The following is a 16285-nucleotide window of genomic DNA, read 5'->3' on the forward strand; positions in this document are numbered from 1 at the left end:
GTCCTTGTCGAGCTGAATTTTTCCGTGCTCGTCATAGAGGTTCAGCATGGCGTTCAGGGCGTGATAGTCCAAAGCGGTTTCCGCGGCCTTGGCTTGCCGGTCATTCCCGGGATGAGAAAAAGTGTTATGCGGCTTTTCGCCCGCGTCCCGCGACAAAGAAGAGCTTAGCGTATCCAAAATCGTTCCAATCCATGTCTGACATTGGTGACATCCTCATCCGTGCCCAGAAGTTCGAACCGATAGAGATACGGCACCTGGCATTTGGCAGAGATGATGTCGCCGGCGATCCCGTAGGTCGCACCGAAGTTGCTGTTGCCCGCGGCGATGACCCCGCGGATGTTCGAACGGTTGCCCGCATCGTTGAGGAAGCGGATCACCTGCTTGGGCACGGCCCCCTTGCCGCCTTCGCCGCAATAGGTCGGAACGATCAGGACGTAGGGCGAGGCCGCACGAAACTCGTCTCCCACGGCAAGCGGGATACGAGCAGCCGGCAATGCGAGCTTGACAACGAAGCGATGGGTATTTTCCGACCGGCTGGAGAAATAGACGATCCCGCCCACCGCCCGGATCCTTAAGCGAGAGCGCTGATCATGTCGGGACGGAAGCCGGCCCAATGCTGTTCACCGGCAACAACGACGGGAACCTGGCGATAGCCGAGACCCTGCACCAGTTCATAGGCGGCGGCATCGGTCGACACGTCGACGATGGTGTAGTCGATGCCTTGGCGATCAAGGGCGCGGGTCGTTGCTGTGCACTGGACGCAGGCGGGCTTGCTGTAGACGGTGATGCTCATGAGATATCCTCGTATGGATGGGCATGGAAAATCGCTCGGGCATCGGGTGATGCCCGCTCGTCGGGTGAAAAGTGGAGACAAACCTAGCGGGCGGCCGGACGCATTTAAGCGACCGTCACTCGCGCTGGCGACTATGGATACTCAGGAACATGCACTTCACCCCGAAGTTCTTCAGCGAGGTATTCGAGGAAGCGACGGCGGCCATCATGCCGCATGGATCATCGCTCGCCAGCCGGACACCCCGCCCGTGGACGTCAATGCTCAAGGCAGGTCTCCTGGCTCGCGGGTCATAACATTCGTCTCGCCTTCCCAAGACACGAGGCCTCAGTGACTTCATCGAACGAATGCTCACCGCTCACAGTTGCGGGGGCAGCTCCGGCTTAGCGATCATCATGTTCGCCGACCGGATTCCCGTCTTAGCCTCCAATCCTTGCGAATCAGAAGAACCTCGAACACTATATATAGTATCTTCAGTTAAAATTGCGTCAACTGCTTCGATGGCCTCAAGCCCATTTCGATGTTGATGAATTCCGGCAATCTCGCCTGATGCGTGCACAGGAGGCTGGACAGATACAGCGTTATTTCATTACGCTGCACATGTAATGTTATTACATAAAGGACCCTTCATGCCTAACACGAGCTCTGGTATCCTCCTGGCGGCCTCATCCCTGGCTTGCGCCCTCCTGCTTGCCTTTCCATCGTTTGCCGACGACGAAAAGGAGATGGAAAGCTGGCGCCTATTCGTCGCCGATCACAGCCTGCCGATCGTCCGCGCGATCGATGCCTCGAGTGGGAAGGAAATCGGCCGGTTCGATCTTGACGGCCATGCCTCCCTGTCTCTCAGTCAATCCGGCCGCACCATATTTGCCGTGCAAGATTTGCCGTGCAAGGCGAAAAGAATGTGGTCCACGCGATAGCAACCGGCATATCCCTCTCCGACCACGGCGAACATCGCGATATCGAGCTTTCCGATCCGAAATTGCTTCCAGCGTCGATCAAAGGCGAAAAGCCCGGGCATGTGGTGACACACGGCAACGATGTCGCGATCTTCTATGATCGCGACGACAAGTTCGATCTCCTGTCCGAAAGTGGCCTTGCCGAAGGCAAAGCAGATAGTCGTTCATTCCGGACGATCGCCGCCCACCATGGCGTTGCCGTTCCGATGGGCAACCATCTTCTCGTGTCGGCGCCGAACATGGAGGCACCTCTCAAGGAAGGCGAATTGCCGCCGCGCCTCGGCTTGCGCGTGTTGGACCGAAAGGGAGAACAGGTCGGCGATATCAAGCGCTGCACAGGGCTTCATGGGGAAGCGACCTCCGCCCGGCTGGTTGCCTTCGGCTGCGAGGAAGGTGTCCTGATCGCGCGCCCCGGCGGCATCGACGGCCCAAAGGTTGAGATGCTTGCCTATGCTCCCTCCCTGCCAAAGGGCAAGGTCTCGACATTGCTCGGCGGCACGTCCATGCAATACTTCCTCGGCAATTATGGTGAGCAGAACGTCGTATTGATCGATCCGGACAATTCTGACCAACCATACAAGCTGATCGAACTGCCGACACGACGGGTCGATTTCGTGCTCGATCCGGCAAAGCCGCAGATCGCCTACATTCTCACGGAGGACGGCAATCTGCACCTTCTTGACGTCGTGAAAGGCGCGATCGTGAAATCCGAAACCGTTACCGAGCCTTACAGCAAGGACGGCCACTGGCGCGACCCGCGGCCTCGCCTGGCGATCGCCGGCAACCTCGTCGCCATTACCGATCCCCGCCACAGCCTCGTGCGCATGGTCGACAATCAATCGCTGAAGGAAGTCCGCACCATTCCCGTCGAGGGGCAACCCTTTGCAATCGTTGCGGCCGGCGGATCGGGAGCGGTGCATTGAGAGCCTGAGATGTAGAGATTGCGATCCGTCTCAGATCATTGATTGTTGGCAGCCAGTCTCTGACTGCCGCCGCCTATTTGGAGCGCCATGTTTTAAGCGCGATGCCATCGATCGCGACCTGTAGATCATCGCAACGGGAGCCGGTTGCGCGGCCAGCTCCCGACAATTGACGATCGATAAGAATCCGATTTGTCAAGCTCGCTCGTGATATCAGGCAGCGTGCGGACGAAACATTGCGTTCGCGGCACTCTCCAGACGAAGCTTCAGATCGTAAGCCACAGCGCAGATTGCCAAAGTGACAACGGAAATCGGGATAAACGACACGGCGGACAAGAGCCCCATACGATCCAACCCATAGGCGATCAGCAGCATAACGGTCTGATGGAGAACGTAGTAGGTGAGAACCGCCCTGTTGAGATAGCGGATCACGGCGTTTTCCGATCGGCACCAAATCCTCGCATAGCCGAGAACGGCGACGATCGCGCACCACTGGAACGTACCACCAAGCACCCTCCCTACAGACAGCCGCCACATTTCTGGATTACCGGATGGCAGACTGGGAAACAGGCATACCAAAGCCACCGCGCAAGCGACCGTCAGAATCAATGCCGGCCTCCGCATGTTGACAATAGCATCCCAGCAATTGTCACGCGTTGCCATCACAGCTCCCATCAGGAACGCGGCCATATAAACGGCATGACTGTACCAATCCGTCAAAAACTCCAGTGATGGGGGGAAAATTGGTCTCAAGACGAGCCGCAGTAAGATAAATAGCAAGGCGGGCGCTATCAGTACCCATTTGCCCGTAAGCCAGGGTGCAAGCCGATCTCCCATATAGGGCAACAACGATGGCCACACCGCTACCGCGAGCGTAATGATCACGGTATAACTCCACAGATACAGGAGATACCAAAGATGCTGCATGCCGGCGAGGAGCGTCTGCTCACCGCTCGGTAAGGAAACTGGAGTCAAGGTCAGATAATTCCAGAAGACCTCCAAAAGGCTGATATGCACACCCATCTCAGCGTTCAAAAACACATATATCTGTGGTGGAATCAGAAATACCATGCCCGCCAGAAAAGGCAGCAATAGTTGTCTTGTCCGCGCACTCCTCAATGCGTCTGGAGGACGCTTCACAAGCAGCATGCCCGTCACGGCGCCTGAGATGAAAAACAGCAACGTCATTCGCCACGGATGCGTCAACAAATGGATTATATCGAAGGCGGGAGAACTGTCCGGCGCCTTCAGCATGAAATTTCTCGAATTATAAATCAGGCTAACGTGGTAGACGATCAGCAGCAAAAATGCTGCCACCCTGACAAAATCCAGATCATGCCGACGTGATGGTCTCTCCATATTTTCGCATTTTAGATTTCAACCATTAATTGATTATATAGTGAGCCACTCAAAATTTCGCGTTGGGAGGGGCAAGCCTCCCTGAAGCTCGGTCGAGCAGGCCAGAGCGCCCTGAGGCGAACGCCCATATGGACGAACGGCACCTCTCCGAAGCACGGCAGCCTTTCCGCCAAAAGCATGGGCAGAGGCGATGACGGCGCTTGACACTCAGCCTGCGAACTTTTATTGATACGTATAACTAATACGTATAAGCAAAGTGAGTGATGACAAACGGACGAGCAACGCAAAAGGATGTCGCAAGGGCTGCGGGGGTTTCGCAGGCTACCGTTTCCATGGTGCTGAGCGGCGGCGGAGCATCCATCCCGGCGGAAACGTGGGAGCGTATCACCAAGGCGGCAAAGGACCTTGGCTACGTGCCAAACCGTTTTGCGCAGGCGCTCAAGACGAGCCGCACGATGACCATCGCCTGCATCGTGCCTGACATCACCAATCCGTTCTATCCGTCTTTGATCCGCGGCATTCAGTCGGTCGCTGACGGCCAGAACTACGATGTGATCACGGTCAACACGGACGGGACGCCCGAGCGCGAACGCCATTTTCTCGATTGGGCTCGGCAGGGGCGCGTCGATGGCGTGATCGGCGTCTTCTTCACGCTGAAAGCCAAGGATTTCAATCCCTTGGTCGAAGCCGGCGTTCCCATAGTAAGAATTGAATCATCCAAGAAACGCGGCGGCGAAATCCCGATCGACGACATCTATGTCGACAGCAGGGCGGCGGCGCAGACGGTGACGGAATATCTGCTGGGCCTCGGTCATAAGCGCATCGCGCTCGTCGCCGGGCGCGGCGGTCCGCAGGCACACCGTATCGAGGGTTATCGTAAGGCGCTCGCAGAGTTCGGCCACCCCGACCATGTTGTCATCGATGACGAATTTTCCGAGATGGGCGGCGTCCGCGCGGCCGAAAGCATCCTCGGCGGCGATTTCAGACCGACCGCCATCTTCGCCGCAAACGACCTGATGGCGATCGGCGTGATGCAGTCGCTGCGCGAGCGCGGCATCCGCATTCCCGAAGATATCGCCGTCGTCGGTTTCGACGATATTTCCGCCGCCAAGCTCGTCACCCCGACGCTGACGACGGTCGCGCAGTTTCAATGGAAAATGGGAGAACGTGCCGCGCAGACGCTGATGGATCGCCTGCGCGGAGAGAAGACCGGTGCTGGAACCGCCGTTGAAATGCCCTTCGATCTCATCGTCAGGGGTTCGACGAGCAACGAATAAAACCAAATCGGGAGGAGAAAACCGATGCACAGACGTACAGTTTTGAAAGCCGGCTTCGGCCTGGCTGCCCTGCCGCTTATGTCCCGCTTCACCTTCGCGGCGGATCAGAAACCCGTATCCTTCTGGTACGAATCCGCTTCGCCGGAGAACCAGGATAACCTCAAGAACATTCTGATCGATCCGTTCAATGCGGCACATCCCGAAGACCTCCTGAGCATCGACTTCCGCGGCTCGGATCTCGATAAGCAGCTGCGCGTCGCGATGCTGGCCGGCACCGGCCCCGATGTCGTCTTCACGGCCGGCCCGAGTTATGTCGCGGCAATGGCACAGGCCGGTCAGCTTATGCCGCTTGACGACTACGCCAAGAAATACGGATGGGACGAGCGTCTGCTGCCGCTCTTCCTGGATCTCGGCCGCTACAACGGCAAGCTCTACGCGCTCGCAAAGACATACGAAACGCTCGGCCTCTTCTACAACAAGACCTTGTTCGACCAGAACAAATGGAAGGTGCCAACGACGATATCGGATTTCGAGGCGCTTGCCGACGAGATGAAGGCCAAGGGCCTGACCCCGTTCGGTGCCGGCAATGCCGACTGGCGCCCGGCCAACGAGCATTATGTCTCGATCGCCATCAACTCGGTTGCAGGACCCGAGAATGTCTACAAAGCGCTAACGGGCGCCATCCCATGGACAGACCCTGCCTTCGTCCACTCGATCGACAAGCTCGCCGAATGGTGGGACAAGGGCTATTTCGGCGACAATTATTTCTCGCTGACGCTGGAGCAGGCCTTCGCACAGATCGCCAGCGGCCAGGCCGGCATGGCGCCGACCGGTACATGGAATTTCACCAACGTCCAGACCTATTTCCCGCAAAATAACGCGGAACCCGGCTTCGTCGGCTTCCCGAGCGAGAAGGGCGATCCGATCTTCGCGCTCGGCATCGGCTCGACGCTGTCGATCAACGCCAAGTCAGGCAATGCCGATGGCGCCGCTGCCGTTCTCGACTACATGTTCACGGACGACTACTACAGCAAGATGAACTCCGTCTGGCAGGGCGAATGGAACCTGCCGCTGGCCGATCTCTCTAAGGTCAAACTCTCCGATAAGGTCCTGCCTCTTTACGAGGACGCAATGAAGCAGCTGGCAGGCGCAGTCGCCGCCGGCAAATACGGCTACACGACTTGGACCTTCCTGCCGCCGGCTACGGACACCTATCTGGTTAGCGGCATGGAGGAAGTCTGGCTCAAGAAAACGAAGTCGGCCGATTTCCTGAAGAAGCTTGACGAGACCTTCAAGCAGGAACGTGACGCCGGCAAGGCGCCGGCGGTCCCGCCCCGCGTCTGAAAAGCCGCCGCAGGACGGCGTTGAAAGCGCCGTCCTCGCCCGGAGGATATTATGTACCGACTCTATCTCGTTCCGACGATGATTATTAATATCATCATCGTCCTCGTCCCTGCTTTGCTGACGGTGGCACTCGCCTTCTGCAATTGGGACGGCATTTCCCCGCCCACCTTTGCGGGCCTCGACAATTTCCGCGCGCTTGCCGACGACCGAGTCTTCTGGCTGGCGCTCGGCAACAACATCATCTGGACCATCGTCTTCTTGACGGTGCCAATCCTCATGGGACTGCTTGCAGCCTCGATGCTGCTCATCGTGCACCGCGGCGGCAATTTCTTTCAGGTCGTCTATTTCCTGCCCGTCGTCATCGCGACTGCGATCACGGCCCGCATCTGGCAGGGTATGATCTATAGCCCCGTGACCGGTGTCTTCGGCCTCCTCAAAAAATACGGGCTGCCGATCCCTAATCCGCTGACCCAACCGCCGATCGCGCTGTTCGGCGTCGCGACCGTCGACCTCTGGCACTGGTGGGGCTTTCTCTGCGTCATTTTCTTCGCCGCACTCCGCCAGGTGCCGCAGGAACAGATCGAGGCGGCCCGCATTGAGGGCGCGACCTATGTCCAGATGATGCACTATGTGCTGCTTCCCGGCATCCGGCCGACGATCACGCTGATGATGATCATGACCGTCATCTGGTCGTTCCTCGCCTTCGATTTCGTCTACATCCTCACCCAGGGCGGCCCAGCCTTCTCCAGCGAACTGCTTTCGACACTCGCCTATCGCAAGGCCTTTTATGATCTGAACGTCGGACAAGCGGCCGCCGCAGCCCTCGTCATCAGCCTGTTCGGGCTGATCGGCACCTTCTTTTACGTGCGCATCCAGACCAGGGAGGGCGAGCAATGAGGCTCGTGGAAAGCCGCCTGACCCTCTGGATCTGCTATATCCTTCTCGGCATATTCGCCTTCATCGCCCTCTTCCCGATCGCGCTTCTGGTGCTGAACTCGCTGAAGCCGGCGGCTCAGATCGTGCAGAATCCGCTCGGCCTGCCGCAGCCGATCCGTTGGCAGAATTTTGCCAATGCCTGGAACCACGCGAAATTCTCAAAGACTTTCGTCAATTCGCTGATCGTCTCCGGCACGACGATCGCGCTCGTCTGCACGACATCGTCGCTGACGGCCTATGTCATCGCGCGCCGCAAGATCAAAAGCTGGAAGATCTTCACCTTCTATCTGCTGGCGACCACGACCGCACCGATCCAGCTCTATATCTTCCCGCTCTATTTCGGCTTCGCCAAGCTCGGGCTCATCAATAACATCTTCGGCGTGGCGCTGATCTACACCGCGCTTTACAGCCCCTTCGCCGTGATGCTGCTCAGAACCTATTTCCTAGCGGTTCCGAAAGAGCTCGAGGAGGCGGCGATCGTCGACGGCGCCACGCACTGGCAGGTTTTCTGGCGGGTGATGCTGCCGATCGTCTCGCCGGGCATCCTCACCGTGGCGCTCATCATCGGCCTGAATTCGTGGAACGAGTTCCTGATCGCGACGACCTTCCTGCAGAAGCAGGAGAACATGACGGCCGTCATCGCCTTCTTCTTGCTGTCCGGCCAGTACAGCTCCGATTGGGGTGAGATCATGGCCGCAGCGCTCATCATCGTCGTGCCCGTCGTCGCGCTTTTCGTCTTCATGCAGAAGCGCTTCATCGAGGGCATGGCCGGCGGCTCCGTCAAGGGCTGAACGAATTTATCGATAAATGGAGTAAGCAATGCAGCTTCCGAACGACTATCTCGAACGTGTCTATGCTGGCGTCCTGGGCAAGCTCATCGGCGTCTATCTCGGCCGCCCCTTCGAGGGATGGACCTACCAGAAGATCATGGAGGAACTCGGGCCTATCGAATATTACGTGCATGAACGCCTGAACCAGCCGCTCGTCGTCACCGACGACGATGTTGCCGGCACCTTCACCTTCATCCGCGCCCTGGAAGATTACGGCATCAAGCCGAACCTCTCGGCCGAAGAAATCGGCAAGGCGTGGCTCAACTACATCGTCGAGGAGCGCGCTATCCTTTGGTGGGGCGGCAATGGCAACTCCACCGAACACACCGCCTGGCTCAACCTGAAGAAAGGGGTGCCCGCCCCGCAGTCCGGTTCGATCGCCACCAATGGCCAGGGCGTTGCCGAACAGATCGGCGCCCAGATCTTCATCGATGGATGGGCGATGGTTGCCCCCGGTCAGCCGGAACTCGCGGCCAAGCTCGCAGAACAGGCCGGCAAGGTCAGCCATGATGGCGAATCCGTTTATGCCGCCATGCTCTGGGCAGCGATGGAGGCCGAGGCTTTCGTCACTTCCGACATCGACCATCTGATCGATATCGGGCTGAAGCAGATCCCGAGCGACAGCCAGATCGCCAAGCTGATTGCCGACATCAGGGCCTGGCACAAGGCTCATCCCGATTGGCGCGACACGCGCCAGAAGATCCAGGACAATTACGGCTACGACAAATATCCGGGCAACTGCCATATCATGCCCAATCACGCGCTGATGATCATGACGGTGCTCTATGCGCCGCACGATTTCCAGAAGGCGCAGATGATCGTCAATACATCGGGCTGGGATACCGATTGTAACGCCGGCAATGTCGGCTGCCTGCTCGGCATAATGAACGGCCTCGACGGGCTGGCCGAAGGGCCGGACTTCCGTAGCCCCATCGCCGACCGCATGCTGATCTCCTCAGCTGACGGCGGCAACTCCATCAACGATGCCGTGCGCCAGGCCTATTTCCTCACCAATCTCGGCCTTCAGCTTGCCGGGCAACAGTCGCTCGCTGCCCCGAAGAACGGTGCGCAATTTCACTTCTCGCTTCCCGGCAGTCAGCAGGGCTTCCGCCCGCTGACAGGTCTCGACGCGGCAGGTGACGTGCGTGTCGGCAACACCGAATTCGAGAGCGGCCGCGCGCTGACGATCGATTACGAAGCCCTTGGCCCGGCGCAAAGCGCCGTGGTGACGACGCCGACCTTCTCGCCGCGCGAAATGCTCGACATGCGCACCTACGACCTGATGGCGACGCCGCTCGTCTATCCAGGCCAAACGGTGAAGGCCCGCGTCAAGGCCGACGCGCAGAACCGCGGCATAATCGAAGCGCGCCTGCGCATCCGCGTCTATGACGGACGGGACCAGTTGAGCGATATTGATTCAGCTCCGGTTGTCATCGAGCCCGGCTCGGAAACCATTCTCGAATGGACCCTTCCTGAGACCGACGGCCAGCCGATCGCCGAGATCGGCATCGCCCTAACCGGCACCGGCAGGCGTGCCGATGGCCGCCTGTTCGTCGATTATCTCCGCTGGGACGGCGCACCCAAACTGACATTGAAACGCCCGGCCGGCGACGGCGATTTCTGGCGCATGGCCTGGGTGAACGGCGCAAGCTTCTTCTCCAAGCGCTTCCCGGCCGCCTTCCGCATCGCGCAGAACCGAGGCGAAGGCATCATCATTCATGGCACGCGCCAATGGACCGATTACCAGGCCTCAGGCCAGGTTATGATCCATCTCGGCAATTACGGCGGCCTTGCCATCCGCGCTCAGGGCCTGCGCCGATACTACGGCGCACGCGTGACGCGCGACGGCAAGATGCAGATCGTCAAGGTGCGCGACGAGGAAACCAAGGTTCTTGCCGAAACCGCCTTCAAGACCGAGTTCGACAAGCATATCGCCATGAAGGTCTCGGCGCAGGGTGCGCGCATCACCTTCGAGGCCGACGGTGTTTCGGTAACGGCTGACGATACCGCCGCCGATGCCTTCCGTGACGGCGGTGTCGGCCTTCTCATCCATGAAGGCGCCTTGTCGTCGAACGAGATCCGGATCGGAGGAGTATGATGGCAACGGTCACCATCGATAAGGCACGCAAGGCTTATGGCGCCGTGGAGGTTCTCCACGGCGTCTCGGCCGACATTGCCGACGGCGAATTCGTCGTCCTTGTTGGCCCCTCGGGCTGCGGCAAGTCAACCCTGCTCAGGATGATCGCCGGCCTTGAAGATATTACCGGCGGCACAATCGGCATCGGCGGGCGCGTCGTCAACAACCTGCCGCCCAAGGAACGCGACATATCCATGGTCTTCCAGAATTATGCGCTCTACCCGCATATGACGGTCGCTGAAAACATGGCCTTCTCGCTGACACTTGCCGGAGCCGCGAAGGAAGAAAAGCAAAAGCGCGTGGCACATGCCGCGCAGATTCTCGGCCTCACCGATCTCCTCGGGCGCTATCCTCGCCAGCTCTCCGGCGGCCAGCGCCAGCGCGTCGCCATGGGCCGTTCGATCGTCCGCAATCCGCAAGTCTTTCTGTTCGACGAACCTCTGTCCAATCTGGACGCGAAGCTTCGCGTCGCCATGCGTGCCGAGATCAAGAGCCTGCACCGGCGCCTGGCAACGACGACCGTTTACGTCACCCACGACCAAGTTGAAGCCATGACCATGGCCGACCGCATCGTCGTCATGAACGGCGGCCATATCGAGCAGATCGGTAAGCCGCTCGAGCTTTACGACAACCCGCAAAGCACCTTCGTTGCCGCATTCATCGGCTCGCCAGCCATGAACCTCCTGAATGGACGCTTCGACACTGATGGCGGAAAGCCTGTCTTCAAGACCAATGAGGGCATCCTGCTGCCCCTGCCCGACAATGCACCCAGGGTTTCCGGCGTGGAAGGCGTCTACGGCATCCGGCCGGAATATTTCACCCTCTCGCCCGCAAATATCGGCATTCCCGCGCGCGTGGTGGTCGTCGAGCCGCTTGGTTCCGAGACGCATATAACGGCGACGGTGGGCGGGCAGACAATCGTCACCGTCTTCCATGACCGGCTCGATATCGAACCGGAAGAGACGATCTGGCTGCAGCCGCGGACGGAACGGATCTGCCTGTTCGATGCTGGCGGGCGCCGGCTGACCGATAAGGCCGTCGCGCGGGACCTGCAACATTCGTGATGCCAAAGCGCCGTCGTAAGGCGGCACTTCAACCCCCGCCATATCGAATTGGCGGGATACCTGTTCGATCAGTTGATTGGGCCGGCGACACCGGTCCTGACAGCCATATCGGCAAGGCTGACATCGAGTGTTGCCGGATCGACCGACTGGCGCACCTTCAGCAACATATTGCCGAGGTCCTCCATCATCTCACGCACAAACTTCTCCGTGCGGTCGCGATCTCCCGAAACGATGAAGCGCAGCAGCGATATATGGCTTTCGACAGTTGTCTCCATCGGGGCGCCAGGGCCAAGATAGGTGTGATAGATCCATCCGGTACGGCGATAGAGCGTCTGGAGTGGAATGAGCGTGTTCGCCAGGAGCGGCTCTCCGGATGCCGTCAGGATCGCTCTGTTCAATAGCCGATCGGTGACATTGAATCGCTCAAGGCTGAGTTCCGCCTTGGAAGCCTCCAGATCGGTAATGAAGGTTCTGAGGATCTTGTGATCCTGAGGCGTCGCCCGCTCGGTCGCAAGCCCGCAGGCAATCGCCTCCATTTCCGTACGCAAGGGAAGCAAGGTCCGCTCCTGCGCCAGATTGACAGGCGCGATCCGTAGGCCCGAGCGCGGGCTGACATGGATAAGCTGATTTGCGGAAAGGCGCTTGACCGCATCATGAACGGGCGTGCGGCCGAGCCCCGCCTGCTGCTGCAACTGCTGGATCGTGTAGCGTGCGCCAGGCATCAGTTCTGTGGAAACGATCATGCTTTCAAGGCGATCATAGGCCTCCTCCGACAGGCTTCGAGACTGTTTTTCCTTCTTGACCATCGCGCTGTCGATCTTCTCCCGCTCCAACTCACCAACGTCCCTCCCGCCCGATTCACGAGGGTAGGCATTGACTTTTGGCTGCTTATATCAAAATCATTGCGTCATGTGAAATTTCAGATTAGTAGCGTGATATTTCTTAGAGGGAGGAATCTATGACAATCGAACACGCATCAGCTGTTGGCGCCATGCGCCGGCCATCCACCAATCGACGCTGGTGGATCGGCGCGCTTCTCGCGCTCGGCGTTCTCGTCAATTATTTCGACCGGGTGAACCTGACGGTCGCTTCGCCGCTCATTCAGGACGATTTTCACATCGGCCCTGCAGAAATGGGCATCCTGTTCAGCGCCTTCGGCTGGACCTACGGTTTCCTGCAAATTCCCGTCGGAATGCTGCTTGACCGTTTCGGCGTAATGCGGGTCATGCGTTGGAGCACATTCTCCTGGGGTGTCGCCTCCGTCATCACGGCCTTTTCGACGGGCATGCAGACGCTTTTTCTTTCCCGCATGCTTCTGGGCGTAGCGGAAACTCCGGGCTTCCCGGCCAATTCGAAGGCGACCGGCTATTGGTTCCCGCGCCATGAACGCGGTCTCGCAACCGCACTCTTCGATGCTGCCGCGAAATTCTCCAATGTCATCGCCATCCCGCTGGTCGCCTTCCTGATGCTGCATTTCGGCTGGCGCGGCGGCTTCCTGGCGACGGCTATCATCAGCTTCGTCTTCTTTGTCATGTTCTGGCTGTTCTACCGCGACCCCAGTGTCGACAGGAACCTTTCCGATGAGGAGCGGGCCTATCTGAAGGCCGGCGGCGCTGCCCAGGAAGGCGAAGCCTCGGCCAATGCCGTCGGCATGCTCGGCTACCTCCTGCGCAATCGCAAGGTCTGGGGCCTTTCGATCGGCTTTGCCGCCTATGGCTATGCTTTCGCCCTCTTCATCTTCTGGCTGCCGGATTATCTGGTCAAGGAGATGCATATGGACATCCTGAAATCGGCAAGCTTCACGACGATCCCATGGATCTTTGCGACGATCTCGGATCTCCTGATCGGCGGCTGGCTGATCGACCATCTCATCCGCAAGGGCCACGACGAATCCAAGGTTCGCAAGTCGATCATCGTTTTCGGCATGCTGATGGGTCTTGCCGTCGTCGGCGCCGGCCTCACGGCCGATCCCTATTGGGCCATTCTCTGGATCACGATTTCGCTGAGCGGCCTTGCCGCTGCCGCACCGGCCGGATGGTCGATCCCTGCGCTGATCGCTCCCAAAGGTGGCGCGGCCACGGTTGGCGGCATCATGAACTTCCTCAACAGCGTCACCGGCATCGCCGCGCCGATCATCACCGGCTTCATCGTCGGCGCTACGCAGTCCTTCAGCCGCGCCTTCCTTCTGGCCGGCGCGATGCTGGCGATCGGCATCGTCTCCTATGTCTTCGTCCTCGGCCGCATCGAACCGATCGCCGATCCGAAGGCATGATTTAGATCCTTAGACCATGAAAGGGTTCCCATGAAAATCACCAATGCGAAGGTCATCGTCTGCTCGCCCGGACGCAACTTTGTCACGCTCAAGATCGAGACGGACGAAGGGATTTACGGCATCGGCGACGCCACGGTGAACGGCCGCGAACTGGCCGTCGCCTCCTATTTGCAGGATCACCTCGTTCCCTGCCTCATCGGCCGCGATGCATCGCAGATCGAGGATATCTGGCAGTATTTCTACAAGGGTGCCTATTGGCGCCGCGGCCCGATCACTATGGCGGCAATCGCCGCCGTGGACGTAGCGCTGTGGGACATCAAAGCCAAGGCGGCCAACATGCCGCTCTATCAACTGCTCGGTGGCGCCAGCCGCACGCATATGCTGGCCTATACCCATGCCAACGGCGAGACGATCGAGGAAACAGGCGACAAGGTCGCCGCCTTCAAGGAACAGGGCTGGAAGGCAATCCGCGTGCAGAGCGCCGTTCCCGGCCTGCCCATCACCTATGGCGTCGAAAAGGTCGGTTCGCTGGCCCAGGCGGAAGACAAGCCACGGGAAACGCTATGGGATACGCCGACCTATCTGCGGTTCCTGCCGAAGCTCCTCGACCATCTGCGCGATCGCTTCGGTTATGATCTCCACCTGCTGCACGACGTCCACCATCGCCTGACGCCGCAGGAAGCGGCAGGGCTTGCGAAGGACGTGGAGCGCCACAGGCTCTTCTGGCTCGAAGACGCAGTTCCAGCCGAAAACCAAGAATCCTTCCGCCTCATCCGCCAGCACTCGACCACGCCGCTCGCACTCGGCGAGGTCTTCAACTCGATCCATGATTGCCGCCAGCTGATCCAGGAACAGCTGATCGACTATATCCGCACGACGCCGCTGCATGCCGGCGGCATCACCCATGTGCGGCGCATCGCCGATCTCGCCGGCCTCTATCACATCCGCACGGCCTGCCATGGCGCGGCCGACATGTCGCCGATCACGATGGGCGCTGCTCTGCACTTCGATCGCTGGGTGCCGAATTTCGGCATTCAGGAATATGCCTTCCATCCGGACGAAGCCAAAAACGTCTTCCCTCACGAATGGCATCTGAAGGACGGCCATCTCTACAGCGGCGAAAAGCCGGGCCACGGCGTCGACTTCGACGAGAAAGCGGCCGAGAAATATCCGTATCGGCAGGCCTATCTCGACGTCGCGCGGCTTTCCGATGGGACCATGTGGAGTTGGTGATTGTTTCAGGGCCGGCCGGCTTACCCGAGCCCGCCGGCCTTTTCATTGACATCGCTTTCGCGGATGCGGTCGGCAAGATCCAAAAAATTCTGCCGCATCCGGCGCAAGGTGAAATCAAGGCCGAATAGACGGCCGGTTTCGCTGAAGCCCATCGATTGGGCCTCTGTCGAATTCTGCAGAGCGCTGAAAGCGGCTTCGAAGGCCTCATCACCGGCGGAGAGCACCTTGGGATCGATCTCGCCGCCTGAACGAAGCGCCCGGCCACATGCTTCCGCGAAGCGGGCCTGTGCCTCGAGCACTTGCCCTGCTTGCGGCCCGATCGCTTCGACGATCGCCGGTGGGAAGGGCGTTTCCACGATATGGCTGACATAGGTCATGTCGTTGCGAATGCGCCAGAGAGAGCGAGGGATGGCCTCAGAAATCCCATGCCTCGTCAACCAGAAGGCGCGCTCGCGCTGGGCGTCGGTCAAAAGCGTTTCCGTTGCCATCAGCGATTGACGCAGCGCGATATTGGCTTCGGAAGCCGAGACCGGCTCTCCTTTTTCGACTGCGGTTGCCAGAGTGCGCAATATCTGCGCCATGACATCGAGGGCCGATCCGAAACGATCGAGCACCATGGTCCGCGAACGCGTCGGCAGGATGAAGAGGCTGGCGAGCACGCCCACGACACCGCCCAACGTGATCTCGGCGATGCGGTCGATGACGAAAATCTCGACGGGAACGGCGGCGGAATGCGTCAGCATGACGATCGCCGCCGTCAGCCCTGCATTGCGCAGGCGAGGCACGCGCGCCGACACAAAGCTAGAAAAGCCGACGACACAGATAAGTGCGATCCCGATAGCGAGCGGCTCGTGCGGTGTGACGAACACCGCTGCTCCTCCGAGCATAGCTCCGGCGACGGTCGCCACCAGACGGTCGACAGCCATGCCGGCGGTGGCGCCGACAGATGCCTGCATGACGATCAGCACCGTGAAGACGGCCCAATAGCCTTGCTGAAGTTGCAGAAGCTGGGAGACGGCATAGGTGATCGTGCAGGCGATCATGACACGCAACGCCTGCACCGCCGCGCGCTTGGTCTGGATCAGCGATATCCTGGGCTTTGGCGGGGGCTGGCTTTGAGGCGATACGGGTTCGGTCATCGCGCTACTTTTGGTCTGAAAACGT

General features: G+C 59.4%; 14 protein-coding genes, 1 pseudogene and 1 riboswitch. Of the genes and pseudogenes, 9 read left to right on the forward strand and 6 right to left on the reverse strand.

Annotated elements, in window-relative coordinates; genetic code table 11:
- Window positions 1-164: 164 nt before the first annotated feature.
- The 3 genes from nrdI to AC13QY_RS00015 all read right to left on the reverse strand — a co-directional run bounded on the left by nrdI (window position 165) and on the right by AC13QY_RS00015 (window position 1058).
- The gene (nrdI, locus tag AC13QY_RS00005; protein ID WP_113350930.1) at window positions 165-560 is read right to left on the reverse strand and encodes a class Ib ribonucleoside-diphosphate reductase assembly flavoprotein NrdI; all 396 of its coding nucleotides are present in this window, start codon (window positions 558-560) and stop codon (window positions 165-167) included.
- Between the two features lie 11 nt (window positions 561-571).
- The gene (nrdH, locus tag AC13QY_RS00010) at window positions 572-793 is read right to left on the reverse strand and encodes a glutaredoxin-like protein NrdH (protein ID WP_113350929.1); all 222 of its coding nucleotides are present in this window, start codon (window positions 791-793) and stop codon (window positions 572-574) included.
- A gap of 115 nt (window positions 794-908) precedes the next feature.
- Window positions 909-1058, reverse strand: a complete 150-nt coding sequence (locus AC13QY_RS00015) for a hypothetical protein (protein WP_488492648.1) — start codon at window positions 1056-1058, stop codon at window positions 909-911.
- Window positions 1042-1259, reverse strand: a riboswitch (cobalamin riboswitch). Its footprint overlaps the gene before it by 17 nt.
- Window positions 1260-1419: 160 nt before the next feature.
- Here AC13QY_RS00015 and AC13QY_RS00020 point away from each other — a divergent pair.
- Window positions 1420-2672: pseudogene (locus AC13QY_RS00020) on the forward strand (hypothetical protein).
- A gap of 210 nt (window positions 2673-2882) precedes the next feature.
- Here the strand turns inward: AC13QY_RS00020 and AC13QY_RS00025 are convergent.
- Window positions 2883-4028: an acyltransferase family protein gene (locus AC13QY_RS00025; protein ID WP_488492649.1), complete on the reverse strand. Its 1146-nt coding sequence runs from the start codon at window positions 4026-4028 to the stop codon at window positions 2883-2885.
- Between the two features lie 263 nt (window positions 4029-4291).
- Between AC13QY_RS00025 and AC13QY_RS00030 the strand changes: the two genes are divergently transcribed.
- The 6 genes from AC13QY_RS00030 to AC13QY_RS00055 are packed head-to-tail and all read left to right on the forward strand — an operon-like array spanning window position 4292 to window position 11616.
- The gene (locus tag AC13QY_RS00030; protein WP_488492650.1) at window positions 4292-5305 is read left to right on the forward strand and encodes a LacI family DNA-binding transcriptional regulator; all 1014 of its coding nucleotides are present in this window, start codon (window positions 4292-4294) and stop codon (window positions 5303-5305) included.
- Between the two features lie 24 nt (window positions 5306-5329).
- The gene (locus tag AC13QY_RS00035; RefSeq protein ID WP_488492651.1) at window positions 5330-6649 is read left to right on the forward strand and encodes an ABC transporter substrate-binding protein; all 1320 of its coding nucleotides are present in this window, start codon (window positions 5330-5332) and stop codon (window positions 6647-6649) included.
- Window positions 6650-6700: 51 nt separating this feature from the next.
- A complete protein-coding gene (locus AC13QY_RS00040) occupies window positions 6701-7546 on the forward strand; it encodes a carbohydrate ABC transporter permease (RefSeq protein ID WP_488492652.1) in 846 nt (281 codons plus the stop codon).
- The gene (locus AC13QY_RS00045; protein ID WP_112342903.1) at window positions 7543-8376 is read left to right on the forward strand and encodes a carbohydrate ABC transporter permease; all 834 of its coding nucleotides are present in this window, start codon (window positions 7543-7545) and stop codon (window positions 8374-8376) included. Before AC13QY_RS00040 ends, AC13QY_RS00045 begins: the two co-directional genes overlap by 4 nt.
- Window positions 8377-8404: 28 nt before the next feature.
- Complete coding sequence (locus AC13QY_RS00050) at window positions 8405-10513, forward strand: ADP-ribosylglycohydrolase family protein (RefSeq protein WP_488492653.1); 2109 nt, start codon at window positions 8405-8407, stop codon at window positions 10511-10513.
- Window positions 10513-11616, forward strand: a complete 1104-nt coding sequence (locus AC13QY_RS00055; RefSeq protein WP_488492654.1) for an ABC transporter ATP-binding protein — start codon at window positions 10513-10515, stop codon at window positions 11614-11616. Before AC13QY_RS00050 ends, AC13QY_RS00055 begins: the two co-directional genes overlap by 1 nt.
- Window positions 11617-11684: 68 nt before the next feature.
- Here AC13QY_RS00055 and AC13QY_RS00060 read toward each other — a convergent pair whose 3' ends face one another.
- Entirely contained in the window at window positions 11685-12449 is a 765-nt protein-coding gene (locus AC13QY_RS00060; RefSeq protein ID WP_488492655.1) for a GntR family transcriptional regulator, read from the reverse strand.
- 125 nt (window positions 12450-12574) lie between these two features.
- Between AC13QY_RS00060 and AC13QY_RS00065 the strand changes: the two genes are divergently transcribed.
- Both AC13QY_RS00065 and manD read left to right on the forward strand, forming a co-directional pair.
- On the forward strand, window positions 12575-13888 hold the full coding sequence (locus tag AC13QY_RS00065; protein ID WP_113350920.1) for an MFS transporter: 1314 nt from the start codon (window positions 12575-12577) through the stop codon (window positions 13886-13888).
- 30 nt (window positions 13889-13918) lie between these two features.
- Complete coding sequence (manD, locus tag AC13QY_RS00070; protein ID WP_113389521.1) at window positions 13919-15121, forward strand: D-mannonate dehydratase ManD; 1203 nt, start codon at window positions 13919-13921, stop codon at window positions 15119-15121.
- 20 nt (window positions 15122-15141) lie between these two features.
- On the opposite strand, the gene AC13QY_RS00075 is transcribed toward manD, so the two are convergent.
- A complete protein-coding gene (locus AC13QY_RS00075) occupies window positions 15142-16260 on the reverse strand; it encodes an FUSC family protein (protein ID WP_113329262.1) in 1119 nt (372 codons plus the stop codon).
- Between the last annotated feature and the right edge of the window lie 25 nt (window positions 16261-16285).

This window comes from Martinezella sp. CNPSo 3795 (assembly GCF_057784475.1).